23 protein-coding genes are annotated in these 25,585 nt (G+C 69.6%); 8 read left to right on the top strand and 15 right to left on the bottom strand.

Annotated elements, in window-relative coordinates; translation table 11 throughout:
• Window positions 1-38 precede the first annotated feature (38 nt).
• The 7 genes from AIIKEEIJ_RS29445 to AIIKEEIJ_RS29475 all read right to left on the bottom strand — a co-directional run bounded on the left by AIIKEEIJ_RS29445 (window position 39) and on the right by AIIKEEIJ_RS29475 (window position 8,874).
• A complete protein-coding gene (locus AIIKEEIJ_RS29445; RefSeq protein ID WP_044476454.1) occupies window positions 39-1,346 on the bottom strand; it encodes an NtaA/DmoA family FMN-dependent monooxygenase in 1,308 nt (435 codons plus the stop codon).
• Window positions 1,347-1,350: 4 nt separating this feature from the next.
• Complete coding sequence (locus AIIKEEIJ_RS29450; RefSeq protein ID WP_081637061.1) at window positions 1,351-2,604, bottom strand: acyl-CoA dehydrogenase family protein; 1,254 nt, start codon at window positions 2,602-2,604, stop codon at window positions 1,351-1,353.
• Window positions 2,605-2,641: 37 nt separating this feature from the next.
• Window positions 2,642-3,487: an LLM class flavin-dependent oxidoreductase gene (locus AIIKEEIJ_RS29455; RefSeq protein WP_161997168.1), complete on the bottom strand. Its 846-nt coding sequence runs from the start codon at window positions 3,485-3,487 to the stop codon at window positions 2,642-2,644.
• Window positions 3,488-3,684: 197 nt separating this feature from the next.
• Window positions 3,685-5,445: a nickel ABC transporter ATP-binding protein NikE gene (gene nikE / locus AIIKEEIJ_RS29460; RefSeq protein WP_044476453.1), complete on the bottom strand. Its 1,761-nt coding sequence runs from the start codon at window positions 5,443-5,445 to the stop codon at window positions 3,685-3,687.
• On the bottom strand, window positions 5,445-6,335 hold the full coding sequence (locus AIIKEEIJ_RS29465) for an ABC transporter permease (RefSeq protein WP_102799305.1): 891 nt from the start codon (window positions 6,333-6,335) through the stop codon (window positions 5,445-5,447). The genes nikE and AIIKEEIJ_RS29465 overlap by 1 nt, the downstream gene beginning before the upstream one ends.
• The gene (locus tag AIIKEEIJ_RS29470; RefSeq protein WP_006945386.1) at window positions 6,332-7,285 is read right to left on the bottom strand and encodes an ABC transporter permease; all 954 of its coding nucleotides are present in this window, start codon (window positions 7,283-7,285) and stop codon (window positions 6,332-6,334) included. The genes AIIKEEIJ_RS29465 and AIIKEEIJ_RS29470 overlap by 4 nt, the downstream gene beginning before the upstream one ends.
• Entirely contained in the window at window positions 7,282-8,874 is a 1,593-nt protein-coding gene (locus AIIKEEIJ_RS29475) for an ABC transporter substrate-binding protein (RefSeq protein ID WP_161997169.1), read from the bottom strand. Before AIIKEEIJ_RS29475 ends, AIIKEEIJ_RS29470 begins: the two co-directional genes overlap by 4 nt.
• A 320-nt stretch (window positions 8,875-9,194) precedes the next feature.
• Between AIIKEEIJ_RS29475 and AIIKEEIJ_RS29480 the strand changes: the two genes are divergently transcribed.
• From AIIKEEIJ_RS29480 to AIIKEEIJ_RS29500, 5 genes are read left to right on the top strand one after another with little or no spacing between them, the layout of a single operon-like run.
• The gene (locus AIIKEEIJ_RS29480; RefSeq protein ID WP_161997170.1) at window positions 9,195-10,454 is read left to right on the top strand and encodes a GNAT family N-acetyltransferase; all 1,260 of its coding nucleotides are present in this window, start codon (window positions 9,195-9,197) and stop codon (window positions 10,452-10,454) included.
• A 41-nt stretch (window positions 10,455-10,495) separates the two neighbouring features.
• Window positions 10,496-12,295 (top strand): ABC transporter substrate-binding protein, encoded by a 1,800-nt coding sequence (locus AIIKEEIJ_RS29485; protein ID WP_161997171.1) that lies wholly within the window; start codon window positions 10,496-10,498, stop codon window positions 12,293-12,295.
• A gap of 1 nt (window position 12,296) precedes the next feature.
• Entirely contained in the window at window positions 12,297-13,892 is a 1,596-nt protein-coding gene (locus tag AIIKEEIJ_RS29490) for a dipeptide ABC transporter ATP-binding protein (RefSeq protein ID WP_006945382.1), read from the top strand.
• Window positions 13,885-14,835, top strand: a complete 951-nt coding sequence (locus AIIKEEIJ_RS29495) for an ABC transporter permease (protein ID WP_006945380.1) — start codon at window positions 13,885-13,887, stop codon at window positions 14,833-14,835. The genes AIIKEEIJ_RS29490 and AIIKEEIJ_RS29495 overlap by 8 nt, the downstream gene beginning before the upstream one ends.
• Window positions 14,836-14,840: 5 nt before the next feature.
• Complete coding sequence (locus tag AIIKEEIJ_RS29500) at window positions 14,841-15,830, top strand: ABC transporter permease (protein ID WP_044476452.1); 990 nt, start codon at window positions 14,841-14,843, stop codon at window positions 15,828-15,830.
• Window positions 15,831-15,842: 12 nt separating this feature from the next.
• Here the strand turns inward: AIIKEEIJ_RS29500 and AIIKEEIJ_RS29505 are convergent, their stop codons facing one another.
• The 3 genes from AIIKEEIJ_RS29505 to AIIKEEIJ_RS29515 form a co-directional block, all read right to left on the bottom strand.
• On the bottom strand, window positions 15,843-16,775 hold the full coding sequence (locus tag AIIKEEIJ_RS29505; protein WP_161997172.1) for a cation diffusion facilitator family transporter: 933 nt from the start codon (window positions 16,773-16,775) through the stop codon (window positions 15,843-15,845).
• A 69-nt stretch (window positions 16,776-16,844) separates the two neighbouring features.
• Window positions 16,845-17,990: an FUSC family protein gene (locus tag AIIKEEIJ_RS29510; protein WP_043802373.1), complete on the bottom strand. Its 1,146-nt coding sequence runs from the start codon at window positions 17,988-17,990 to the stop codon at window positions 16,845-16,847.
• Window positions 17,977-18,393, bottom strand: coding sequence for a DUF3151 domain-containing protein (locus tag AIIKEEIJ_RS29515; RefSeq protein ID WP_029545418.1), 417 nt, complete (start codon window positions 18,391-18,393; stop codon window positions 17,977-17,979). The genes AIIKEEIJ_RS29510 and AIIKEEIJ_RS29515 overlap by 14 nt, the downstream gene beginning before the upstream one ends.
• Window positions 18,394-18,473: 80 nt before the next feature.
• On the opposite strand from AIIKEEIJ_RS29515, the gene AIIKEEIJ_RS29520 reads away from it, so the two are divergent.
• Window positions 18,474-19,460, top strand: a complete 987-nt coding sequence (locus tag AIIKEEIJ_RS29520) for an Rv0361 family membrane protein (RefSeq protein ID WP_161997173.1) — start codon at window positions 18,474-18,476, stop codon at window positions 19,458-19,460.
• Window positions 19,461-19,529: 69 nt separating this feature from the next.
• Here the strand turns inward: AIIKEEIJ_RS29520 and fbaA are convergent, their stop codons facing one another.
• Window positions 19,530-20,567: a class II fructose-bisphosphate aldolase gene (fbaA, locus tag AIIKEEIJ_RS29525; RefSeq protein ID WP_006945356.1), complete on the bottom strand. Its 1,038-nt coding sequence runs from the start codon at window positions 20,565-20,567 to the stop codon at window positions 19,530-19,532.
• 150 nt (window positions 20,568-20,717) lie between these two features.
• On the opposite strand from fbaA, the gene AIIKEEIJ_RS29530 reads away from it, so the two are divergent.
• Both AIIKEEIJ_RS29530 and AIIKEEIJ_RS29535 read left to right on the top strand, forming a co-directional pair.
• A complete protein-coding gene (locus tag AIIKEEIJ_RS29530; RefSeq protein ID WP_161997174.1) occupies window positions 20,718-21,491 on the top strand; it encodes a VTT domain-containing protein in 774 nt (257 codons plus the stop codon).
• A gap of 23 nt (window positions 21,492-21,514) precedes the next feature.
• Window positions 21,515-22,180 carry a DedA family protein gene (locus tag AIIKEEIJ_RS29535; RefSeq protein WP_006945353.1) on the top strand — a complete coding sequence of 222 codons (666 nt, stop codon included), beginning with the start codon at window positions 21,515-21,517 and terminating at the stop codon, window positions 22,178-22,180.
• Here the strand turns inward: AIIKEEIJ_RS29535 and AIIKEEIJ_RS29540 are convergent.
• The 4 genes from AIIKEEIJ_RS29540 to AIIKEEIJ_RS29555 form a co-directional block, all read right to left on the bottom strand.
• Window positions 22,177-23,241 (bottom strand): GTP-binding protein, encoded by a 1,065-nt coding sequence (locus AIIKEEIJ_RS29540; protein ID WP_161997175.1) that lies wholly within the window; start codon window positions 23,239-23,241, stop codon window positions 22,177-22,179. The genes AIIKEEIJ_RS29535 and AIIKEEIJ_RS29540 overlap by 4 nt on opposite strands.
• Window positions 23,242-23,258: 17 nt before the next feature.
• A complete protein-coding gene (locus AIIKEEIJ_RS29545; RefSeq protein WP_161997176.1) occupies window positions 23,259-24,419 on the bottom strand; it encodes a glycoside hydrolase family 76 protein in 1,161 nt (386 codons plus the stop codon).
• Window positions 24,420-24,495: 76 nt separating this feature from the next.
• Entirely contained in the window at window positions 24,496-25,161 is a 666-nt protein-coding gene (locus AIIKEEIJ_RS29550; protein WP_006945344.1) for a TrmH family RNA methyltransferase, read from the bottom strand.
• 2 nt (window positions 25,162-25,163) lie between these two features.
• The coding region (locus AIIKEEIJ_RS29555; protein WP_161997177.1) for a hypothetical protein at window positions 25,164-25,585 on the bottom strand (422 nt) is incomplete at its 5' end.

A 25,585-nucleotide genomic window follows, 5' to 3' on the forward strand; every position in this document is an offset into this window, starting at 1 on the left:
GGTTGAGCCGCAGCGACCACCGGAGGCGCCCCGCCGCGTCAGATCGCCGCGTGCAGGGCGGCACGGTGGGCCGGTTCCGCTGCCTCGAAGTGCCCGCGCAGCGTTTCCGTCTCGTACTCGGTGCGGTACAGACCGCGCGACCGAAGCCGTGGTACCACCTCGTCCGCGATGACCTCCAACCCGTCCGTCAGGATGTCCGGCTGCAGGTTGAACCCGTCGCACGCACCGCCGAGATACCACTCCTCGATGCGGTCGACGAGCTGCTCCGGAGTCCCGACGAACCCGCCGTGCCCGGAGCCGGTGTATCGAGTTTCGCGCAGGTACTCACGGACCGTCGGCTGGGTCTGCCGGATCTGTTCGAGGATGGACTCCCGGAATCCGATACTTCCCTGGAAGAGGTCGGTGTCCACCGGTCCCCGCAGGACGTCGTCGGGGAACTTCTCGTCCAGCTCGAGCTTGGCGACGTCGACACCGATCGCGTGCGACAGCCACGCCGCGGAGTACCAGCCCGGGCTGGTCTCGTACAACTCGTCGACCCGCCGGCGCGCTTCCTCCTCCGTCGAACCGAGAGTCAGCAGCAGACCGGGCAGAATCTTCACGTCGCCCGGCGCGCGCCCGTGCCTGACCGCATCGGCCTTGACCTGCCGATAGTGCTCCCGTGCCGTCTCCTGGGTGATCTCCGCCGCGAACACGCCGTCGGCGAAGCGCGAGGCGATGTCACGGCCGCCGGGCGAGCCGCCGGCCTGGAAGAGCACCGGCCGGCCCTGCGGCGAGGCGGGGGCGACGAAATCGCCGTCGTATCCGAAGTACCTCCCGTCGTATCGCACCGTTTCGCCGGTTCCCGCAGCGGACCACAGTCGCTGCACCAGCTCCGCGAACTCCGCACCGCGGTCGTACCGTTCGGAGCGCGGCACGACCCGTGACAGTCCGAAGTTCGCGGCCGAGCGGTCGTCCCGGGTGGTCACCAGGTTCCAGCCGGCTCTGCCCCGGGACACGTGATCGAGCGTGAGAATGCGACTCGCGAGCTCGACTGGATCGTTGAACGTGGTGGACGCGGTGGCGATGAGACCGACCCGTTCGGTGGCCTGCGCGACGTGCGCCCACAGGACGGTCGGATCGAGCCGGATCGGGTTGGCGTCGTACGCGGGATCCCCCAGCCCCAGCGCGTCGGCCAGGAACACGGCGTCCAGTGTGGCGCGTTCGGCGAGCCGACCGATGCGCTCCCAGTACGCCGGCTCGAGGAAGTCCCGCGCTCCCAGCAGGGGCGAGCGCCAGGCCGACGGAATGTACCCGTAGACGAGGACATTCACGCCGAGGATCACATGACCGTCTCGTCGGTTCCCCATCGAGCTAGACCCCCTGTCCCTGCGGGCGGGCGTACGGGTTCGAACCGCCCGCCGGCACCGTGCCGTTGACGTAGAAGTCACCGAGCACGCGCTCCTTGAACACCCGCGGGTTGTGGGAGGCGAGCGTCCGGGCGTTGCGCCAGTGCCGGTCCAGCGCCAGCGGAACCGCCGTCGCAGAGGCACCCAGCGCATCGAAGACGGTCGTCGTCACCTCGAGCGCCGAGTCGACGACGACCGACTGGGCCTCGTGCGTGCGGACGGTCGCCTGCACCAGCGCGACCTTCTCCGTCTCGTCGTCGCCAAGCGCGTGGGCCCGTGCCACCGCGTCGAGCGTGGCGGCCTGCTTTTCCAGGGCCGCGTCGGCCTGGAACACACGCGTCGCGAGGAAACCGATGCGCTGCTGCAGTAGCGGGTCCTGCGGAGGCGCCTGGTCCACGCCGAGAGGGTAGTTGCGCGTGCGGCGCCGCAACGCCGCAGTGCCGTCTCGGAAGGCTGCTCGGGCAATACCGACGAGCACCGACAGCAGCGCCGTCTGGTAGAAGAGCCCCTGGTAGGCGAAGCGGTCCTGGGCGGGGAAGATGCCGTGCTCGTCGACCTCGGCGTCCTGGTAGCGGGCCGATCCGCTCGCGGTGGTCTGCTGGCCGAAGCCCTCCCAGTCGTCGACCAGAGTGACGCCGGGTTGAGTGCGGGGCACGAGGACCGTGACGAGTTCGTCGTTGTCGTCGCGGCCGATGACGTCGAGCCAGTCCGCGTAGAGACTGCCGGTCGCGTAGAACTTGTTGCCGGTGATGCGGGTGACGCCGTCGGAGGTGGTGATGCGGGTGGCAATCTCGCCGAAGCTCGCGTTGCTCGCCTCCGTCCACCCGCCGCCGACGAACTCGCCCCGGCGGAATCGCTCGAGCCAGACCTCGGTGGCGGGATGGTCCGGCGCATTCAACCGATCCTCGACGAACGCAAGATGGTTGCGGAAGACATGGGAGACGTTGGGGTCTGCTTCGGCGAGTTCGGCGAGCAGCAGGAAGACCTGCTGCAGCGATGCCCCGTCGCCGCCGAGCTCACGCGGGATCCGCAGCCGCGAGAATCCCGCGTCGATCAGCCAGCGCACCTGTTCGTGCGGGAACTCACGGGCGCGTTCCCGTGCGAGGTTTCCTTCCGCGATCCGCGCGAAGACGGGCCGGTAGGTCGCGGCGAGCGTGCCGAACTCCGCAGCGGGGCGGGCAAGCAGCGACCGGATGTCGGTGGAGGTGGGTGCGGCCATGATGTTCACTTTCTGGATTGGTCTGGGGCGACGCGCGTCAGCGGTAGACGCTCGTCGTCGGCGCCGCGAACGCCGGCTGGGCTTGCGCGAGGAGCTGGGCGGGTGGCGCGAGGCCGAGGGTGGCGCGCAGCGTCACGTCGCGATCTCCGCGGCCGGTGCCGTCCACCGCGGTCAGCACGGCGAGTGCTCGGTCCAGCAGGTGCAGCACGCTCTCGGCAGCTTCGGCGGGCTCGGCCGACCGGAGCAGCACCCCGTCGGCGCCGGCGGCGATCGACTCTTCGACCGCGGTGATCACCTCGTCGTGCCGCGGCACTCCCGCGACAGGGACCTCCACCAGCAGGCCCGTGCGGCCGGACGCGGCAGCGGCCACGCTCGCGGCGTCCGGGAATCCGCCGAGAACGACGAGATCGGCCGCGGCGGGAGCCGCCGCGACCAATTCCGGATCGTCGGCATACCACGCGAGGACGGGCGCACCCTGTGGCGAGCTGGGCACGCTCAACGGTCCTGCGATGTCGACGACGCCGTGGTGGTCGATGCGCACGATCCGATCGGAGCGGACGAGGACGCCCGAGTCCTTGTCGGCGATCACGCTGTCGAGTGGCCAGCTCTGCCACAGTTCGGCGATCGCGAGAGCCGTGTCGGCCGCGGTGGCCGCACCCAGCTCGGCACCGTCGTTCAGCCCCACAGCACCCCAGGCGCTGTGCCCGTGACCACGTGCATCTCGGTGCCCGAGGAGCAGTCCAGCCCGCCCGTGCGTGAGGTGATCGAGCGAAAGTACCCTTCGCGCAAGGTTATAGGGCAGGTCGTGGTGCGCGGCGCCGGCGACCACCAGCGGCGGGCCACCCCCGGTGGCCAGCGCTGTCGCGACGATGCTCGGGTCCATGTCCGTCGGGCGCGGAGTCTCGGCCGTTCGGTCCGCGGGTGGTGTCCGGGTGATCCGATCGATCCCTACCACCCCGAATGCCGCACCGCTCGTGGACCATCGATCGAGAGATTCGCGATCGTCGAGAAGGCGACTCGCCTCGTCACCGGTGAGGCCCACTGCAACGACCGGCGTCCGGCCCGGTGCATCACGTCCTGTCATGAAATTCGTACCTTTCGTGCGCCGAGATCGGCGTTCAGCAGCTCACGGACGGCCGGCGATCTGTCGGCGTCGTGCAGGTCTTCGGTCGGGAAGGTGTCGACGAGGCGTCCGTGGGACATCACGCCGATGCGGTCACAAGTCCATTCGACGAGCCCCAGACCGTGTCCGATGAAGACACAGGTCAGGTCGAGCCGTTCGCGTAGTTCCAGGATCAGGTCGACGACGCCAGCCTGCGTGGACACGTCCAGGGCGGACGTTGGCTCGTCGAGGATCAGCAGTTCCGGGGCCGGAGCGAGCGCTCGCGCGATGCACACCCGTTGTGCCTGCCCGCCGGACAGGGAATGCGGGTACCGGTCGGCGAACTCGGCGGGCAGTCCGACCAGTTCGAGTGCTTCGACGACGAGGTTCGTTGCTCGGCCCCCGTCGGGAATGCAGCCGAATCGCCGCAACGGCCGGGCGATCTGCTCGCCGACCCGAATGCTCGGATTGAGCGAGCCGAGCGGGTCCTGGAACACATATTGCAGCCGTGGACGGATGTCGCGCAGGGTGTGCCGATCTGCACCCGCGATCCGACGACCCTGGAACTCCACCGAGCCGCCGGTCACGTCGAGCAGGCCGCCCATCAGGCGGGCGAGGGTGGACTTGCCCGAGCCGGAGGAGCCGATGAGACCGTAGATCTCTCCCGACCGGATCTCGAGCGACACGTCCTCGACCGCGACGAACCGGCGGCGGGGGGTACCGGTCCCCCAGCCACCGGCGGTGAACGTCCTCGTGACGTGGTCGAGCTTCAGGACGGCAGGCCCGGAACCGGGATCCGTGCCCTCCACGACAGGTACGGGACCGGAGCCGCCGGGCGAGGTCAACGAGCGTGGTCCGTGCCAGCGGGGCAGGGCACGGCGCTTGCCGAGCCGGGGCACCGCCGCGAGCAGTTCTCGGGTGTAGGGGTCGCGGGGTGACGAGAGCACCGTGTCCCGCGGACCGGACTCCACCACTGCGCCGCCCCGCAGCACCACCACGGTGTCCGCGAGATACTCGACCACGTCGAAGTCGTGCGTGATGAGCAGCAGGGACGCTCCGGTCGTGCGCGCCACATCCCGTAGCAGGTCCAGGACCTGCCGCTGCACGACGGTGTCGAGCGCGGTGGTCGGTTCGTCCGCGATCAGCAGCGCGGGCCCGGCGAGGCCGGCCAGCGCGATCATGACTCGCTGCCGCATGCCGCCGCTGAGCTCGTGCGGATAGGCGTCGAGTACACGGTCCGGGTCGTCGAACCCGACGCGGCGCAGCCACTCCGCGCTCAGCTTCCGCCGCTCCGCTCGCCGCGTGCGCGGTCGATGACGGGCGAGAACCTCGTCGAGCTGACTGCCGACCCGGAAGGACGGGTCCAGCGAGCTCAGCGGATTCTGGAACACCATTCCGATGCCGGACCCGCGGAAGGCGTTGAGGCGCCGCTCGGGCAGGCCGGCGAGGTCCACGGGGGCGTCGGTGCCGCCGCGGAACCGGATCGAGCCTCCGGCAAGGTGTGCCCCCGGTGGAAGGAGACCGAGAAGTGCCGCGGCCGTCAGACTCTTGCCCGAGCCGGATTCGCCGACGAGGGCGAGCACCTGTCCCTCTCTGATGGCGAATGACACGTCGCCGACCGTGGGGGCGTCGGCGGGATCGCCGGGGAAGCGGATGTTCAGGCCCCGGACCTCGAGGACCGCAACGGGCGCGGCGGGCGTCGGCGGTGTGCGCAGGTCGGTTCCGTACAGGCTGGTCATCACCGGGTTCCTCTCCGCACTCGCGGGCTGAACACGTCGTGCAGGCCGTCACCGAGCCAGTTGAAGGCCAGGGCGACCACGAGGACCGTCACGCCGGGGATCAGTGCGACGTACAGGTGCCCCGAGATGATCACCTTCGCTCCGGAGGCAATCATCTGGCCCCAGTCCGGTTCGGGTGGCTGCACGCCGATTCCGACCGCGCTGAGGCTCGCGGAAAACACCACCATCGCGCCCACGAGGCCCGTGGCGTACACGACGATCGGGCCCGCGACGTTCGGCAGGACCTCTCGCAGCATCAGCGACCAACGCCCGGCGCCGAGTGAGATCGCGGCCTCGACGTACTCCTTGCCATGCTGCTGCTTGACCTCCGCGAACACCACACGCGTGACGTAGGGCACGACCGCGAACAGGATCGCGAGCACCACCACGCCCGGACCCGGGCTGAGCAACGCGGCCAGGGCGATCGCGACGAGAATGACGGGGAACGCGAACAACACGTCGACGATCCGCATGATCACCCCCGACGCGCGCGGGCCCGCAAAGCCCGCCGCGAGCGCCGCCGCGGAGCCCACCACCGCCGCCAACACGACCGCCAGCACGGCGAGCACCAGGGACGTGCGACCGCCCCACAGCAGCCGGCTCAGCAGATCCCGTCCGAGTTCGTCGGTGCCCAGCAGGTGGCCGGGGCTTCCCGGCGGCAGGAACTTCGCGGCGGAGTCGGTGAGGACGGGATCGTACGGCGCCAGTATCGGTGCCAGCAGCGAGCACACCACGACGAGTCCGATCAGGATCACCGCGACGATGAACTGGATGCGATGACGTCGGCGACCGACGCGGGCGGGGTCCGGAAGATCGGTGGTGTCTCGCTCCTCGAGCAATGTTGCCATCATGCGCCTTTCAGGCGGGGGTTCAAGCCGTCCACGATCAGGTCCGTGATCAGGTTGACGAGGAGGTAGCACAGTGCGACGAGCACGATCCCGCCCTGGATCACCGGGTAGTCCTTACCGTTGACCGCATTGACCAGCTGCGTACCGATGCCGGGCCAATTGAAGACGATCTCGACGAAGAACACACCGGTGATCAGGGTGCCGATCTCGAGTCCCGTGATATTCACGACGCTCGGCAGAATATTCCGGAAGACGTTCTTCCCATACAGCTTTCGCGTAGGAATGCCTTGGGAAAGAAACGTCCGGAACCAGTCCGACGACCTCTCCCGGATCACCCCGATACGCACGAACCGGGCAAGCACCAGCATCGAGATCAACGCTGCCGACACCGCCGGCAGCACCAGGTGCTGCAGAAGATCGGCGAGTCCTCCGCCACCGCGCGACTCCATTCCACCCACCGGCAGCCAGCGCAGCTGCAGCGCGAACACGCTGATCAGGACGAGACCGAACCAGTACACCGACAGGTTGCTGCCGATCTGCACGAGCAGCATGACCGTGCGGTCGATCCAGGTTCCGTGAAATATGCCCGCGAGCAACCCGATCGAGGTCCCCACCACCACGCAGACGACCGCCCCCGCCGCGGTGAGGATCAGGGTGTTCACGAAATTGGGGACCAGAATGTCGAACACGGGGGTGCCCAGGGTGAGGGACAGCCCGCCGCCGTCGACGAGCAGGTTCTTCAACCACACGAAGTACTGCTCCCACAACGGCCGGTCGAGGCCGTAGGTGGCCCGGATCTCCGCGAGCTGTTCCGCCGGGAATCTCGACGCGAACTGCGCTTCGACGGGGTCTCCGGGCGTCAGCGCGCCCAGCAGGAAGGCGAGCAGCGACACGATCAGCAGAATCGGGACGATGTTGGCGACTCGGAATCCGATCCGTCGGAACCGGCTCATCGGATGTCCGTGAGCCAGACGTTCGACAGGTCGTACCAGTTGGTGGACGCGAACGTGAACCCTTCGACGTTCGGACCCGTCGCGTAGTACCGGTTCAGATTGACGGCCGGGATGACCAGCGCGCGCCGGCGCAGCTCCTCCTCCGCCTTCTGCCACAGGGCGATTCGCCGGTCGGGCTCGGCGGTGTAGAGCGCGGTCTCGATCGCCTGCGTGACCTCCGGGTACTGCTCCGGCTTCAGGCCGCGGTTGACGAGGCCGTTGAAGCCGTTGTACAGCCACTCCGCGTCGGTCTCGCCGAACTCGTCGATGTTCAGTCCGTCGCCCGGTTGCGGATTGTAGACGCGGGCAGAGTAGTTCACTCGGTCCAGGCTCACCACGTCGGCCTCGACACCGATCTCTTTCAGGTGCGCCTGCAGCCACTGGCCGACGTTCTCGTTGGCGACGTCGATGACGAGGTTGAACCGCAGCTGGCCGGGCCCGTAACCGGCTTCGGCGAGGAGCTGCCGAGCCCGATCCGGGTCGTACTCGAAGTCCTTCACGTCGGCGCGGTACGCCTCGTTACCGGGCGGGAGGAAGGAGTACTGAGGCGCGGCATAGCCGTTGTACACCTCGTCCGCGAGCGCCTGACGGTCGAGCCCGTGGACGAGTGCCTGCCGCACGCGGTCGTCGTCGAAAACCGGGTTGCGCCGGTTGAACGAGAAGTAGATCAGTTCCGCCCCAGTGCCTTCCGGTACGTGGAGGCCGGCGTTCTCAAGCGTCTCCACGTCGTCGGGCTGGACATAACTGATGAGGTCGACCTCGCCGCCCAGGAGGGACGCCACCCGGGTCTGGTTGTTCGGGATGATGCGGAAGGTGAGCGAGTCGAGATGCGGTCGCTCGCCCCAGTAGCCGTCGTTGCGCTCGAGGACGATGCGATCGCCGATGGCGCGGGAGACGAAGCGGTACGGCCCGGTGCCTTCCGGATGTTCCGCGAAGCCGTCGTTTCCGTACCGTTCCCAGATCGCCGGGTTGCCGACGGGAAGGGTGTACATCGACTGCGCGAGGATGCGCGGGAAGCCCAGGAAGGGGCGCTCGAATTCGAAGGTGTACGTGTGCTCGCCGGTGGGAGCCGCCTTCAGCAGGCCGCCGAACCACACCTTGACCCGGCCCGCGCTCTCCTCGTCGAAGAACTCGTAGGAGCGGTCCCAGACCCGGCGGACGTTCTTGTGCAACGCCTCGGCGTCGAACGAGGTGCCGTCGTGGAAGGTGACGCCGTCGCGCAACCGGAAGGTCCAGGTTCGTCCGTCCCCGCTGTGCTCCCAGCTCGTGGCGAGCACCGGCACGAGGTCGGGCGTACCCTCGGCCCGGGTGAGATCCTCGCCAACGAGCGGCTCGAAGATGTTGCGGGAGACCCGATACGTCTCCCAGAACACCTGCCGGTGCGGATCCAGGCCCCGCGGTTCGAGATACAGCCCGGTGACGAAATCACCACCATCGCTGGGACTTTCGCTCGAGTCGCCGCCCGCCGCACCACCGGATGCGCAGCCCGCGACGAGCCACACCACAGTCAATCCCGCCGCCACGGCGGCGAGACGGTTCCTTTTGCGCACTGGCACACACTTTCGTTTCAACAAACAAGCAACGACCGGTCCACCGTATCCGGGCAAATCCCCGGTCGGCACCGATTGCACTCACCGTGATTTTTTGTGCGCTCCACCCCGTGTTCGCCGCAGTCGCGAGGGTAAAAATCAGTGACGCACATAAAGGTTGATCGTTCATCGCACACCGGGCACCGTGAATCGAGGTGTGTCGGTGGCGACGACCGTCGTACGGTGTGCGACGGGTGTGACGCATCCGGAGACGCCGACACCCAATCCTGCAGGCGCACCGCTTCCTGGTACGCCTGCCGCCCGTACGACAGGAATACGCCATGCCCCCGCAGCCAACCGATCACTCCGGTCTCGAGGTCGACATTCGAGTCCTGGTCGATGAACAGGATCTGACCGGTGCCTTCGACGTCTTCCGAACCGCCATGGTGGGCCTACCGTCGTTCGATCCGCTGCCGCCCGGCACCGTCGGAAAGATCTTCGAGCCCGGCCGGACCCTCGGTGCTTACGTGGCGGGACAGCTCGTCGGCACCGTGGACTCCGCGGCGAGTTCGTTGACGTTGCCGGGCGGGCGGACGGTCGCCCACGCGGCAGTCACCCACGTCGGCGTGCTCCCCACCCACACCCGACGCGGGATCGTCTCGCGACTACTGCAGCGCCAGCTGGGGGACGCCCGTGCCGGCGGCGAGGTCGTCGCGACGCTCCGCGCGTCCGAGGCGACGATCTACGGCCGGTACGGCTACGGGATCGCCAGCCGGGCGGCCGCCGTCGAGGTGGACACCCGCCGCGGTGCCCTACGCTCCGATGCCCCGGCCGGTGATCGGGTACGTCTCGTCGACCCGGCCGGGGCGTGGGACGTTCTGCCCGGTATCCATGCACGCAACGCGGACCCGCGCCCAGGAGCGATCACCAGACCACCGGTGTGGTGGGCGGCCCAGGAGATGAGGGCGGCCACCGCGCAGGGGCCCGCCTACGTCGCTCTCGCCGGATCCGAGGGCTCCGAGACCGGCTTCGTCCGCTACCACCCGATCGGTACGGAGGCCTGGTTCGGCGGCACCGAGCGCACAGTCGTCGTCGACGACCTTCACGCTCCGTCGCGAGACACGTTCGTCGGCATCGTCCGGTTCCTCTGGAACCTCGATCTCGTCGACCGGATCATCTTCCCGACCCTTCCGGTCGACTCGTCGCTGCCGTGGCTGCTCACCGATCCGAGAGGGGCCCGGACAACCGGGCTCAGGGACGAGACCTGGCTGAGGATTCTCGATGTCGGGACGGCGCTCGGCGCTCGTGCGTATGCCGGCGGCGAGACCCTCGTCATCGGCGTCCACGACCACCTCCTCCCCGCAAACACCGGGACATATCGCGTCTCCGGAGGGGACGTGGAGACAGTCGCGCACCGCATCGAACCGGACGTCGATCTCGAAACCGATGTCGCGACGTTGAGCGGCGCGCTCCTCGGTGGCGTGCGATGGCACCAGCTCGCCGCATCCGGAACAGTCCGGGCCCGTTCCGCCGGCGCGATTGCCTCGGCCGACCGGAGCTTCGGAACCGACCTGGCGGCGTTCGCCGGGACGAATTTCTGAGATCCCCACCGTACTCCCGCCCGCTACACCGAAGGACACCTGTGAGAACACCCCGCCGACCGGCGTCACGCACCCTGCGTGGCGCTGGCATCGCCGTCACCGCGCTCGCTGCAGTGCTTGTCGCTGCCTGCACCGGCACCGCCCCGGCGAACCGCGCCGCCGACGGCGACATCGTCGCCGGCGGAACGCTGCGGATCGCGTCGCTGGCCTCCGACATGGACTCGCTCGATCCCCTGACCGGGTACGACACGAACGCCTGGGCCGTGCAGCGCGCCATCACCCGGCAGCTCGTGACGTTCCCCGGCTCGGCGAACGAACTGAAGGACGACACCGAACTCACCCCCGACCTCGCCGAGTCCTGGGACGTGAGCGAGGACGGCCGGACCTACACCTTCCACCTGCGCGACGGCATCACCTACTCGGGGTCTTCGACCCGCGAGATCGTCGCCGACGACTTCGTCTACGCGATCGAGAGGTTCTGCGACCCGAACAAGCAGGTGGCGGCCGTCAACTACTTCCACCTGATCTTCGAGGGCTTCACGCAGTTCTGCAGCGAGTTCGCGAAGGAGCCCACCGGGGACCTCGCCGCGTCCAAGCGGTTCATCGACACGCACGACATCTCGGGCGTGCGTGCCCTCGACGACAAGACACTGGTCATCACCGCGCCGGCCAAGTCGTACGATTTCCTCGACATCCTCACCATGAACTTCGTAACTCCGCTACCGCCGGAGGTCGCGTCGAAGTACTTCGGCGACTCGCTCGAGTTCCGGCAGAACTTCCCGTCGTCCGGCCCGTACCGGATCGACACGTACCAGCCGGGCCAGCAGTTGATCCTGAAGAAGGTCGAGGGGTACAACCACGACGCCGATCCGGCCCGCAAAGCCTACGTCGACGAGATCGCGATCGACTTCACGGCCAACAGCGAGGACAGCGTGGTGCAGAAGGTGCAGTCGGGCGAGGCGGACCTCACCCTGTACATGGACGTCCCGCCACGCGCCGTGCTGAACCAGTACGCATCGACGAACAATCCCAACCTGCACACCTCCGACAGCGGCGCGGCCAACTTCATCGTGCTCAACGCCAAGCCCGAGGCGACGTTCCCCGGCGCCACCGCGCTGCGAGACCCACGAGTGCGGCAGGCCCTGGCCTATGCCGTCGACAAGGCGAATCTCGTTCAGGGACAGGGTGGCCCGATCGCCGCGAAGCCGAACGGTCAGATCGTCACCTCCACCCTGCTCGGACACGAGCCGTTCGACCCGTATGCGACGCCGGGGAGCAAGGGTGACCCGGCCAAGGCGCGGCAACTGCTGGCCGAGGCCGGATATCCCGACGGCCTCACCCTCGACGCGGTCTACCGGTCTACCGTGCAGTTCGAGAGCATCGCGGTCACCCTGAAGGAAGACCTGGCAGCGGCCGGCATCACCCTGAACCTCACCGCACTTCCCGGCACCGAGTACTCGGCCTACCTGCAGGACCCCGGCAGCCGCTACGACGTGGCCCTGAGCGGTTCGTTCACCCCAGACTGGCAGGGCCGCTCGACCCGGATGCTGCTCGGCGGCTGGCTGAACTCCGAGGCGTCGCCGTGCGGCAAGGGCAACGTCAACGCCATCTGCTACAGCAACGATCGGCTCAACGAACTCGCCCGGCAGGCCTTCCCGTCCGTCGACCCCGGGCCGATCTGGGCGGAGGCCGATCGGGTCGTCTCCACCGACCTGCCGTGGATTCCGCTGTTCGAAAAGCGCAAGAACCTCATCTCGTCCGATCGCGTGACCAACTGGACGTGGGCGTCGCTCCCGGCCCAGGCGGACTTCACCAACATCGCGATCCGGCCCGGAGCCTGACATGTCCGTGTTGAGCGTCGAGAACCTCACCGTGTCGTTCCGGTCCGGAACCGCGGTGCGGAACGTGTCGTTCGCGGTCGAGGCGGGCCGGACGCTCGGGATCGTGGGTGAGTCCGGATCGGGCAAGAGCGTGTCACTGCTCGCAGCCACCGGGCTGCTCGGGTCCGGTGCCGTGGTGCAGGGCCGCGCCCTGCACCACGGCACTGATCTGGTGACCGCGACGCCGAAGCAGTTGCGCGCGCTCCGTGGCCGCGACATCGGGTTCGTATTCCAGGATCCGCTGAGCAACCTGCATCCACTCATGCCGGTCGGCCGACAGATCGGCGAGGCCATCACCGCGCACAGGCGCGTCGACCGCGCGACGCTGCGACGCCGCGTCGTCGAACTCCTCGACGAGGTGGGCATCGCCCGCGCGCGGGACCGGATCGACGACTACCCCGTGCACTTCTCCGGCGGCATGCGCCAACGGGTGATGATTGCGATCGCGATCGCGAACGATCCGCAGCTCGTCATCGCCGACGAACCGACCACAGCCCTGGACGCGACGGTACAGTCCGCGATTCTTGGTCTGCTGCAACGCCTTCGGCAGGACCATCACATGGCGCTCGTGCTGGTCAGTCACGACCTCGCCCTGGTGTCGGACGTCGCGGACGACGTGGTGGTCATGCACCGCGGGCAGGTCGTCGAAGCCGGCCCGGCGGATCGGGTGTACACCGCACCCGCGCACCGCTACACCGAGGCCCTGCTCGCGGCCCGGCACCGGCCGGTGGCCCCACCCGTCGGTGCGCGGCCGCACCGCGCCGAACTACTGCGGGCCGAGAATGTCTCGAAGAGTTTCCGCACCGGAGGCCGCAGACGCCATCAGGTGCTCGCCGACGTCGACCTGTGCATCGGTGAAGGCGAAATCGTGGGCCTGGTAGGCGAATCCGGTTCCGGCAAGTCCACGCTCAGCCGCATCGTCGCGGGGCTCGAGACCGCCGACTCGGGCATCCTGCATTTTCGCGGCTCTCCGTATGTGCGTCCGGGACGGCAGCGCGTCGCGGTGGAGCCGCACGTGCGTCGGTCGATCCAGATGGTGTTCCAGGATCCGTACGGCAGCCTGAACCCGCGGCGCAGCATCAGCGAGATCCTCACCGCACCGTTCGAGCTGGCGGGGGAGTTCACCCCGGTCGAGATCCGGCGAAGAATCGGCGAATTACTCGCGCGCGTGGGCCTTCCCGGCGGATTCACAGCCCGATATCCGGCACAGCTGTCCGGTGGTCAGCGCCAGCGTGTCGCGCTCGCCCGGGCTCTCGCGCTGGATCCGGCCCTGATCGTCGCCGACGAACCGGTCTCGGCGCTGGATATGTCGACCGCTCGGCAGATCGTCGACCTGCTCCGCGCCTTGCGCGACGAGCAGGGAACCTCACTGCTGTTCGTCTCGCACGACCTCGGCGTCGTGTCCGCGCTGTGCGATCGGGTCGCTGTCCTGCGCGACGGCATGATCGTCGAGCAGGGGTACACCGACGAGATCTTCGCCGCGCCCCGGCACGAGTACACCCGCACCCTGTTGAGTGCCGTCCCCGGCCACGCTCGAAGGGACACCGTCGATGCCTGAACCGTGGACGAAGCTCGTCGGCCTCGGCGCCGTGGACGCCGAAGCCCCACCGGTGTCCCGCGGCGAGGCGATCCGCGCACTGATGCAGGACCACTCCGCTCGGTTCGGAGCATGGACGGTGCTGCTGGTGATCGTGGCCGCTGCGGCGGCACCGCTCGTCGCTGCGGTCGTGGGGCATGGACCCACGGAACAGTTCCGGCAGGAGGCCCTGGACGCATCCGGCATACCGGTCGGACCGTCCTTCGGGTTCTGGCTCGGTGCCGACGGGGAAGGGCGCGACGTGCTGGTGCGCACGCTGTACGGCGCGCAGATCTCGTTGCTCGTAGGGATTCCCGCCACCACGTTGGCGATGGTGATCGGGACGGTCGTCGGTCTCACGTCGGGGTTCATGGGAGGCGCCTTCGATCGGGTGACAGGTCAGGTCATCGACGTGGTGTTGTCGTTTCCGTTCGTCGTGACCGCGCTGAGCCTGCTGGCACTCAACCGAGGCGGGGACGGCAGACCGGTCATCAGCCCGGTCCTGGTGGTGATCGCGATCATCTCCGCGTTCTCGTGGACGTTCTTCGCGCGCCTGAGCCGGGGCATGGCGGTGGCGCTGCGGTCGCAGCCGTTCGTCGACGCAGCGGTGACCCTCGCGGCGGGCCGGCGGTACATCCTGTTCCGGGAGATCCTCCCGAACGTCGTGCCGGTGATCGCGGTGTACTGGGCCGTGCAGTTGCCCACCAACATCGTCGCCGAGGCCACGCTGTCGTTCCTCGGGGTCGGTATCCAAGCCCCGACGCCGAGTCTGGGAAACATGATCGCCGACGCCCAACGCACCTCGATCTATCAGGTACAGCCCTGGTATCTCCTCGGTCCCGCCGTGGCCCTGTTCGTCGTCGTGCTCGGCTTCAACACGTTCAGCAGCGGCCTGCGCAACGTCCTCGACCCCGGAAAGCGGTGAGATCGATGTTCCGGCAATTTCTCGCTCTCGTCACCCGATCGGCGACCACGCTCCTGCTCGTGCTGCTCGCCGCCTTCGCGATCACACGCGTCGCCTATCGGGATCCCGCGACGATGCTCGCGCCGCGCAACGCCACTCAGGAGAGCATCGACGCGGTGGCCCGCGCCTTGCGCCTGCACGAACCGTGGTACGTGCAGTTGAAGAACTACCTGCTCCGCGGCCCGGACATCCAGGGCGCGCCGATGGGACTCGCCCATTGGCCACCCGCCCTCGGGTACTCGTTCCGGCAGCAGACACCGGTGACGGACCTGATCCTGTCGAAGGTGCCGGTGACCGTCTCCCTGGCCTTGGGCGCCCTGGTGATCTGGATGACGCTCTCGATCGTGCTGGGCGTCGAAGCCGCCCGCCGGCCGGGCTCGGCAGTCGATCACGGCCTGTCTGCCCTGTCCTACGTCGCATTGTCGCTGCCGACGTTTCTCACCGGCATGTTGCTGTCGTATTTTCTGTTCTTCACGCTGTCGACCCACGGGCTGTATCTCTTTCCCAGCAGCGGGTACGTGCCGTTCGCGGAGAACCCGTTCGAGTGGGCACGGCACCTGCTGCTGCCCTGGCTGACACTGACCATCGCGGAGATCGGCATCTTCCAGCGGGTGGTGCGTGGGTCGATGCTCGAAGTCCTCGACGCCGACTACATCCGGACTGCGCGGGCGAAAGGACTGTCGGAGAACGCCGTCCACTACCGGCACGGGTTGGATGCGGCGTTGAACCCGGTGATCACCCTGGGCGGTCTCGAGCTTGCGGCGATCATGGGTGGGGCGATCGTGACCGAGACGATCTTCGGCCTGGACGGCGTGGGCCGACTGGCGATCACGGCGGCGCTCGAGGGGGATTTCCCCGTGGTGATCGGCACCACCGTGTTCGCCGCAGCCGTGTTCGTCCTGTGTTCGCTGGTGGTCGACGGCGTCACCCGCCTACGGGAGCCCTCCCTGGCGTGAGCAGCCTCGGCCCTACCAGGTGACGTTCTCCTCGCAGCGCCGCCCGTTGACGGTCGTCTCCACCTGGACGGTGGCGTGCTCGAGCCCGTGGGAGGTGAGCACGGCGCGGGCCGACTCGAGCACCCACTGCCCGTCGTGGTCGCTGATCAGGTGCACGGTGGCGACGTCCATGCCGGTGGTCAGGGTCCACACGTGCAGGTCGTGGACGCCGGTGACGCCGGGCAGGGCGGACAGGTCGGCGCGCACCCCCTCGACGTCGAGGTGGGCCGGCGAAGCCTGGGTGAGGATGCGCAGCGACGCCGCGGCCAGGCGCACCGCCCGCGGCACCACCCACAGGGAGATGAGGACGCCGACGACGACGTCGGCGAGGCTCCAGTCGAACAGCAGCACGAGGGCACCGGCGACGAGCACCCCGACGCTGCCGACCGCGTCGGCGAGCACCTCGAGGTAGGCGCCGCGCACGGCGAGGCTGTCCTTGGCGTCGGCCCGCAGGAGCAGCATGACGACGAGGTTGGCGGCCAGGCCGGCCGCCGCGGTGACCACCAGCGCCGTCCCGGGGATCTCCGGGGCGTCACCGATGCGGCGGATCGCCTCGTAGAACACCCACACCGCCACCGCGAGCAGCAGCGCGGCGTTCGCCATGGCGGCGAGTACCTCGGCGCGGTGCCACCCGAAGGTGCGCGCGGCCGCCGTGCTGCCCCGCCGGGCCAGGATCAACGCGACCATGCCCATGGACATGCCCACCACGTCGGTGAGCATGTGGCCGGCGTCGGCGAGCAGGGCCAGCGAGTCGATCCACAGGGCGACGCCCGTCTCGAGGATCAGGAACGCGACCAGGACGACGAGGGCGATCGCCATCCGCCACAGCCGTCCCCTCGACGGGCCGGCCCCGCCGGGAGTGCTCGTCCCGGAATGGCCGTGCGAGTGGCCGTGTCCGACGCCCATGGTCCTCCCTCCGAAGTTTCGGCAATCATATGCAGACATACGCATATGTTCAACGGAGAGGGGAGCCGCTCAGGACTCGGGGGGATACGCCGGATGCTCCACCGTCGGGGGCAGCGTGGCGATCGCCGAGACCCGCTCGAGGCCGGCCACCTGCAGCAGGTCCACGATCAGCGAACGAATCTGCGCGAACACCACCGTCGAGGACAGGCCCGCCCCCGCCACGAGGTCCGGCTTCATCTCCCGGGCCACGCTGCGCAGCACCCGGGCCGCCTCCGCCTGATCGGGCTGCTCCCCCGGCTCGGCGAGGACCATCAGCCGCAGCACGTCCACCGCCCCGGCCAGCTCCTCGATGCGCCGCACCAGCCGCGGGTCGAGGATCTCGTCGTCGCGCACGAGCGAGAGCGACCGGCGCGCCAGCACCCGCGTGTTGCGCATGGCGTTGTCGATCGGGTCCGCCGCGGCCATGAGGCGCTCGAGCCGGGGCCGGCTGTTCCAGTACAGCGGCGAGATGCGGCTCACCTCCTTGCCGCCGGAGATGTTGGCGCGCATCGCGTCGATCGCCGACTGCGTGGCCCGGGCCTCCCTGAGGGCCGCCTCGATGGGTTTCGGGTTGTTCTCGACCAGGCCGGCCTCGACCTTGCGCAGCACGTCCGCCGTGGTGGACAGCACGTTCGCCGCCTCCCGCCGCGCCCGGCGCACCGGGTGGGTGGGGATGACGGCGACGACGGCGATGCCGACCAGCCCGCCGATGAGGGCGTCGACCATTCGGTCGATACCCCCGGACCCGCCGGGTGGGATCAGGGTCGCCACCAGCACCGCCGAGTTCCCGGCCTGCATGGAGAAGATCGGGCCGCTGTTGAGCGCGACCGCCGTGCCCATCGCCATCGCGACGACGAGCGCGATCTGCCACGGGCCGCTGCCGATGAACGAGATGATCAGGTCGCCGACACCGATGCCCACGGTGACACCGCAGACGAGTTCGACCGACCGTCGCATCCGCGCACCCAGTGACAGCCCGAGCGACACCACCGCCGCGATGGGCGCGAAGAACGGCTGCTCGTGCCCGACCGGCCCCGTGGCGACCCACCAGGCGATGCCCGCTGCCAGCGCGCACTGCAGGATCGGCAGCGCCGAGGAACGCAGGCGGAGCCCCGACGTGCGCAGCCGCCGGCGCGTGCCCACCCTGGTGGGTAACCGGGGACTAATCGACGCCAAGTGCTTCGGCGGCGCGCGGGTCGCAGTCCTCGAGCAGGTCGAGGCAGCGGGCATGCTCGTCGGCCTCGCCGATCTCCTTCGCCGCGCGGGCCAGCGTCGCGACGCACCGCAGGAAGCCCCGGTTCGGTTCGTGGTCGAACGGCACGGGACCGAAGCCCTTCCAGCCGTTGCGGCGCAACTGGTCGAGACCGCGGTGGTAGCCGGTGCGGGCGTAGGCGTAGGCCGCGATCGTCTCGCCGCGCCCGAGGGCGGCTTCGGCCAGGTATGCCCAGGCGATCGACGCGGTCGGGTGATCGGCGGCCACCTTCGCCGGGTCCTCGTGGTTCAGCAGCGCCGACTCCGCCTCGTCGTCGCCGGGCAGCAGGGTGGGTTGGGGTCCGAGAAGGTCACCGAAAGACGTCATGGCCACCATTGTGCCCACCGCCCGAAGACGGTCGATAGGCTGCCCGGGAGAACAGCCGTCCGTCCAGCAAGGGGGATCGCGTGCCGGATCCGAAGAACGAAGACACCACCACGTCTCCCCGTCCGGCGACGGACACCCCCGGGTCCTCCGCGGAGCACGACGACGCCGAGGACCCGGCGCCGCGCGCGGGCTCGGAGCGCGACACCCCCGGCGACGACGCGCCGGCCCCGGCCGGTGCCGCGGATCCCGCCGCCGCCCCGGACACGCCGGCCGCACAGCCCGGGCCGGCCGCGGCGAGCGAGGCGGAGACCGTGGCCATCCCGGCCACGCGCCGCGCCGAGCCCGCGCCCTCCCCCGCCGACGCACCCACCGCACGCATCCCCGTCACCACGCACACCCCCAAGCAGGCGCCGCAGCGGATCGAGCCCGATCGGGCGGCCGGACGCGCGGAGCCGCAGCGGGTCGCCCCCCAGCGCGCCGAACCGCCGCGCGTCCAGCCGACGCGGGTCCCGCCGCCCCGGCCGGAGGCGCGGCGTGTCGAACCCCAGCGCATCGAACCCCAGCGCATCGAACCCCAGCGCGTCCAGCCGGTCCCGGGGCCGCAGCGCATCGACCCGGTCGCACCCGCCCGGCGCGGCCGCCGGGGCTGGGCGATCGCGGCCCTCGTCGCGGGCCTGCTCGTCGTCGCCGCGGTGGCGGCCGCGGCCGTGAAGGTCTACCTGGACGACCGGGCGGCGAACTCGCCGGAGGCTCGGATCCGGACCACCGTCGAGACCTTCGTCCGGGCGCTCGCCGCCGGCGACCTGACGACGCTGCGCACCACGACGTGCGGCGGCCTGCAGGAGTTCTACGCCTCGGTGCCGCCCGAGCAGTTCGCCGACATCCACCGCACCGCCGTCGACCAGGGCACCGTGCCCGTCGTCACGGGCATCGACAAGGTGCAGATCACCGACGGCCAGGCCATCGCGCAGGTGACGGCGCACCCGGCCGGCACCCCGACCGACGTCACCCAGCGCACCTTCGACCTGGCCCGGGAGGGCGAGGACTGGAAGGTCTGCGGGGAGTGAAACGACGCGAGCGGTGACGCGGGCCGGGCCCGCGTCACCGCTCGTGTGGGATGACCGCGCAGGGACGGATCAGCCGGCGGACACCGAGCGGCCCGCGGACTTGAGGTCGTTGCAGGCCTCGACGACCCGAGCGGTCATCGACGCCTCGGCCTTCTTCAGGTAGCTGCGCGGGTCGTAGGTCTTCTTGTTGCCGACCTCGCCGTCGATCTTCAGCACACCGTCGTAGTTGGCGAACATGTGGCCGGCGATCGGGCGGGTGAACGCGTACTGGGTGTCGGTGTCGACGTTCATCTTCACCACGCCGTAGCTCAGCGCCTCGTCGATCTCCGACTTCAGCGAGCCCGAGCCGCCGTGGAAGACCAGGTCGAACGGCTTCGAGCCGGCGGGCAGGCCCAGCTTCTTCGAAGCGGCGGCCTGGCCGTCGGCCAGCACGGACGGCTCGAGCTTGACGTTGCCCGGCTTGTAGACGCCGTGGACGTTGCCGAACGTCGCGGCGAGCAGGTACTTGCCCTTCTCACCGGCGCCGAGCGCGTCGACCGTCTTCTCGAAGTCCTCGATCGAGGTGTAGAGCTTCTCGTTGATGGCGTTCTCGACGCCGTCCTCTTCACCGCCGACGACGCCGATCTCGACCTCGAGGATGATGTTCGCGTCCTTCGACAGGGCCAGCAGCTCCTGGGCGATCTGCAGGTTCTCGTCGATCGGGATGGCCGAGCCGTCCCACATGTGCGACTGGAACAGCGGGTTCTCGCCGTTCTTCACCCGCTCCTGCGAGATGGCGAGCAGCGGGCGCACGAAGCCGTCCAGCTTGTCCTTCGGGCAGTGGTCGGTGTGCAGCGCGATGGTGACGTCGTACTTCGCGGCGATGACGTGCGCGAACTCGGCGAGCGCGACGGCGCCGGTCACCATGTCCTTGACACCGAGGCCGGAGCCGAACTCGGCGCCACCCGTCGAGAACTGGATGATGCCGTCGCTGCCGGCGTCCGCGAAGCCCTTGATGGCGGCGTTGATGGTTTCGGACGAGGTGCAGTTGATGGCCGGGAACGCGAAGGAGTGATCCTTGGCGCGGGCGATCATCTCGGCGTAGACCTCGGGAGTCGCGATTGGCACGGCGGCTGTCCTCCAGATGAGAGTCGATGGGTGCCTCCCCGGGGGTGCGGGAGGCGCCAGGGTTGTCCCTGCAGTATGTCAACTGCCGGCGCGGGGACACAGTCGGGTGCCCGCCGTGATTCGGGCCACCGGCATCCCACCGGTACTCTGGTGGCCGTGAGTGTGCTCGGAGGCCTGGAGTCCGTGACCGTCGTCCCGGAGAGCGTGACGAATCTGGCGTTGCTGCCGGGATTCCTGGACCCGGTGAACCTGCTCAACTCCTTCGGCACCTGGGTGCTCATCGGCCTGCTGCTCGTGGTATTCATCGAGTCGGGTCTGCTGTTCCCCCTGCTGCCGGGCGACTCGCTGCTCTTCACGGCGGGCCTGATCGCCGCCTCGAAGTCCGAGGAGATCCCGCCGTTCGCGCCGCTGTGGGTGCTGATGGTGACGATCCCGATCGCGGCGATCCTGGGCGACCAGGTGGGCTACTGGATCGGCGCCAAGGGCGGCACCCGCCTGTTCAAGAGCTACGACGCGAAGATCCTCAACAAGCAGTACATCGACCAGTCCGAGGACTTCTTCCAGCGGCACGGTCCGATCACGATCGTCCTCGCCCGGTTCGTGCCCATCGTGCGCACCTTCGCGCCGGTCGTCGCGGGCGCCTCCCGCATGCGGTATCCGGTGTTCCTCACCTACAACATCGTCGGTGGTGTGCTGTGGGGCGCCGGCGTGACGCTGCTGGGCTACCTGCTCGGTCAGATCGCCTTCATCCGCGACAACATCGACATCATCTTCCTGCTCATCGTGTTCGTCTCCGTCGTCCCGATCCTGCTCGAGATCGGCAAGCACCTGATCGCCAAGCGCAGGGCCGCGGCCGTCACGGAGGCCGAGGCCACGGCCGACACGGTGCCGGTGCCGACGACCCGTCGCGACCCCACGCCCTGAGCACGCGCGCGAACGCGTCCTCCATGATTCTCGCCGCGGAAACCTTCGGTCCTCTCGAAACCGCCGGGCCCGCCCTGGTGTGGCTCGTCGTCGTGACGTTCGTGTTCGTCGAGTGCGCGATCATCCTCGGACTGTTCCTGCCCGGGGACTCCATGCTGCTGACCGCCGGCGTCGTGCTGGCCGCCCACCATTCCGGTGCGGCGCAGGTGTGGGCCCTGGCGGTCGGCGCGATGGTGGCCGCGATCGCCGGGAACCAGGTGGGGTACGTGATCGGCCACCGTCGCGGCCACCACCTCATCGCCCGCCGCAACGGCCGATACCTCAACGCGGCCAACCTGCGGAAGGTAAATGTCCTGCTCGACCGGTACGGGTTCTGGGCGGTGCTGATCGCCCGCTGGATCCCGTGGGTGCGCACGCTGTCGCCGCTGGTGGCCGGGGCCGCCCGGATGAACCACACCCGGTACACGATAGCGTCCACGATCGGCGCGATCCTGTGGGCGCCCGTCCTGCTGCTCGTCGGGTTTTACTTCGGCGAATACCTCGAGCGGGTCTCGTGGCTGCTGCCGACGGTCCTCGCCGTGATGGCCGCCGTCCTCGTGGTGGGCACCGTGCTCGGCGTCCGGCAGTACCGGATCGAGATGGCGCGGCCCGCGGTGGACGTGGAGATCGCGGACGTCGACCCCGACTAGGAGGGCCCGGCCGCGAGAGCCGGATCCAGGAGGCGGCGCGGGGTGTCCGGGTCCAGGCGCACCCCGATGAAGACGATCTCCTGGCCCGGCGTCTCGCCGGTCAGAGACCACGGCTGCGCCGGTTCGAGCATCAGGTTGGGGCCGGCCTGCGACCAGATCGCCGCGGTGTCCGGGTCGTCGGCGAACCAGCAGAAGCCCTTGCTGCGCAGCACCCCGTGCAGGTTCTCCACCGCCGCCTCGAGCCGGGCCCGGTCGAAGGGGCGGTCGGCGCGGTAGACGACGCTGCGGATGCCGTACTCCTCGGTCTCCGGGGTGTGACCGCCGGCGAGCTCCTCGGCCCAGCCCGGGGCGAGCGCGGCCGCCTCCGGGTCGTAGCGGCCGGTGCCGAGGACCTCGTCGATCGGGACGGCGCCGTGGACGGTGCGCAGCAGCCGCGCCGTCGGGTTGAGCCGGCGCAGCGTGGCCTCGACGGCCCCGGCGACGGCGTCGCTCACCAGATCGGTCTTGTTGACCAGCAGCACGTCGGCGAACTCGACCTGCTCGACGAGCAGGTCGGAGATGCTGCGCTCGTCGCCTGCGCCGGCCTCGAGCGCGCGGTCGTCGAGGCGGTCGCCGCGCGCGAGTTCGGCGAGGAATGTGGCGGCGTCGACGACGGTGACCATCGTGTCGAGGCGCGCGAGCCGGCTGAGGCGGAAGCCGTCGTCGAACTCCCAGTCGAACGTCGCGGCGACGGGCATCGGCTCGGAGATGCCGGTCGACTCGATCACGAGATGGTCGAACCGGTTCTCCCGGGCGAGCCGCGCGACCGTCTCGATCAGGTCCTCGCGCAGCGTGCAGCAGATGCAGCCGTTGGTGAGCTCGACGAGCTTCTCGGTGGTGCGGTCGAGGCTGCCCTGGCCGGCGACGAGCGCGGCGTCGATGTTGATCTCGCTCATGTCGTTGACGACGACCGCGACGCGCGCACCGTCGCGGTTGGCGAGGATGTGGTTGAGCAGTGTGGTCTTGCCCGCGCCGAGGAAGCCGGAGAGCACGGTGACGGGCAGGGGCGTCGCGACGGTCATGCCGTCGACGATAGCCGTTATCGATAACCGTTTTCAAAACGGGTGCGGTCGGGCCGCGCGGCGCTCGGCCCGGGCGCCCGCTCGGCGGCCACGGCGTAGGCCGACTCCATCAGCATCCACCCGCTCAGCTGCACCGACAGATCCCGCTCGGCCACCCCCGAGCTGCGCACCGTGCCGCCGGAGAAGCGCGCGATCCCGGGGGCCGTTCCCGGCAGCCGGGCCTGGACGGACCAGTCCCGCCCGAACAGGGGCAGCCCCTCGATCTGCAGGCGGTTCGCCCACGCGGCCTGCGCGGACGCGAGCACGATCCGCGCCGCGACCCGGCGCGCCCGTTCGTCCTCGGGATCGACCACCGGCAGCGTCGTCGCGACCATCGCCAGGTACCGGACGAGGATGCCGTTGAACAACCCACCGTCCCCACCGCCGCCGCCGGTGATCACCCCCCGTTCGGTCAGCTGGTTGTCGACGGCCTCGACGAGGGCGTGCACCCGCTCCCGGTGCCGCGGATCGCCCATCCGCACCGCCAGCTCCGTTTCCAGGCCGAGCACGACGCCCTGGCAGTACGTGTAGACGGCGCGCTCGACCCGGTCGCGCCGGATCCCGTCGAAGATCAGGCCGGTCTCCGCGTCGTGCAGCGTCTCGTGGATCCAGTCCGCCATCTCCTGGGCCCGCAGCAGCTTTCCGGTGCGGGCGAGCAGCAGGCCCGCCGGGCCGTTGGCCGGGGTGTTGTAGAAGTCGTCGCGGCGCCGCCAGGGGATGCCGCCGCCCCGCTCGGGCGCCCACGCCGCGAACAACTCGTTCTCGAGGACGGCGATGGCGTCGCGGCGGTCGACGTAGAGGTGCCGCTGCGCCCGCTCGAGCGCCAGGCCGAGCCAGGCCATGTCGTCGAAGTAGTTGTTGGTCCAGCCGGCGAGGTTGCGGATCCGGTGCGAGCGCGTCAGCCGCAGCACCCGGCGCCGGCGCCGCGGCGTCGCCTCCCGCTCGGCGGCGTCGACCGCGAGATCGATCAGGTGGGCCTGCCACCAGTAGTGCCAGGTGAGGAAGAGCCGTTCGCGGCGCACCGCCGGCCAGCCGACGACCCCGAGCGCGGTGCCGGGCAGCGCCCACAGCCGCCGCACGTGCCGCGACATGACTGCAGCCTCCGCGAGATCCGCCCGCTCGGCCCACACATCCGACATGTCGTCGCCAACCTCGTCTCACCGTCGCTACCGATACCAGCTTTCCCCTATCGGCCGCTCCCCGTCGAACGTTTCTTCACCAGGCCCGGTCGAGATCGGCGTGCTGCCGGATCCAGGCGTGCATCGCGATCCCGGCGGCGACGCCGGCGTTGATGCTGCGGGTCGAGCCGAACTGGGCGATGGACACGGTCGTCGCCGCGACCTCCCGCGCCCGCGCCGTGACACCGGGCCCTTCCTGGCCGAACAGCAGCATGCACGCGCGGGGCAGCTGCGCGGTCTCGAGCGGCACCGATCCGGGTGTGTTGTCCACCGCGACGATCGTCAGTCCCCGTCCGGCTGCCCAGTCGATCAGGGAGTCGACGTCGGGGTGGTGCACGAGATGCTGGTACCGGTCGGTCACCATGGCCCCGCGACGGTTCCAGCGCCGACGGCCGACGATGTGCACGGCGGCCGCCGCGAAGGCGTTGGCGGTGCGCACCACCGTGCCGATGTTCGCGTCGTGCCCGAAGTTCTCGATCGCCACGTGCAGCGGATGACGGCGGGTGTCGATGTCGGCGACGATCGCCTCGCGCGTCCAGTAGCGGTAGGCGTCGACGACGTTGCGGCGGTCGCCGCGGGCGAGCAGCTCCGGATCGTAGCGCGGATCCTGCGGCGGTTCGGTGCCGAACTCCTCGGCCCACGGGCCGCACCCGTGCGGGTGCTCGCCCCACTCGGTGGGGCCGGGGGCGTCGTCGAGTTGCACGGTCAGAAGGTCGTGTTGGAGCCGGCGGCGATCGTGAAGCCGTGACCGGTGGCGTCGTTGGCGCAGGTGACGTCGGCGTCGGTGGTCTCGCACGTGTAGCCGAGCTTGCTCAGCCGCGATCCGCTCGGCAGCACCGGGTCGTCGCCGCCGGAGGTGTAGACCGAGCCGCCCGAGCACATGAACTCCGCCGGTCCCGCGTCCTGCACGCGAATACCGTTGCCCCAGTTGACCATACAATTCTCGGGACGCGGGGGGACCGGATCGGTGGCGCCCTCGCAGCCGGCCTCGGTGCGCGAGGGGAGTTTGACGATGCCGCAGCGGAACCCGCCGTCGGGGCTGGTGAAGTAGTACGACTCGTTGCGCTCGTACTGCACGTCCGCCAGCGTCGTCGGCGCGCTGTCGGGGGCCGGCGCCGGCGGCGTGG

Source organism: Rhodococcus sp. YH1 (assembly GCF_009939605.1).
Taxonomy (GTDB): Bacteria; Actinomycetota; Actinomycetes; order Mycobacteriales; family Mycobacteriaceae; genus Rhodococcus; species Rhodococcus aetherivorans.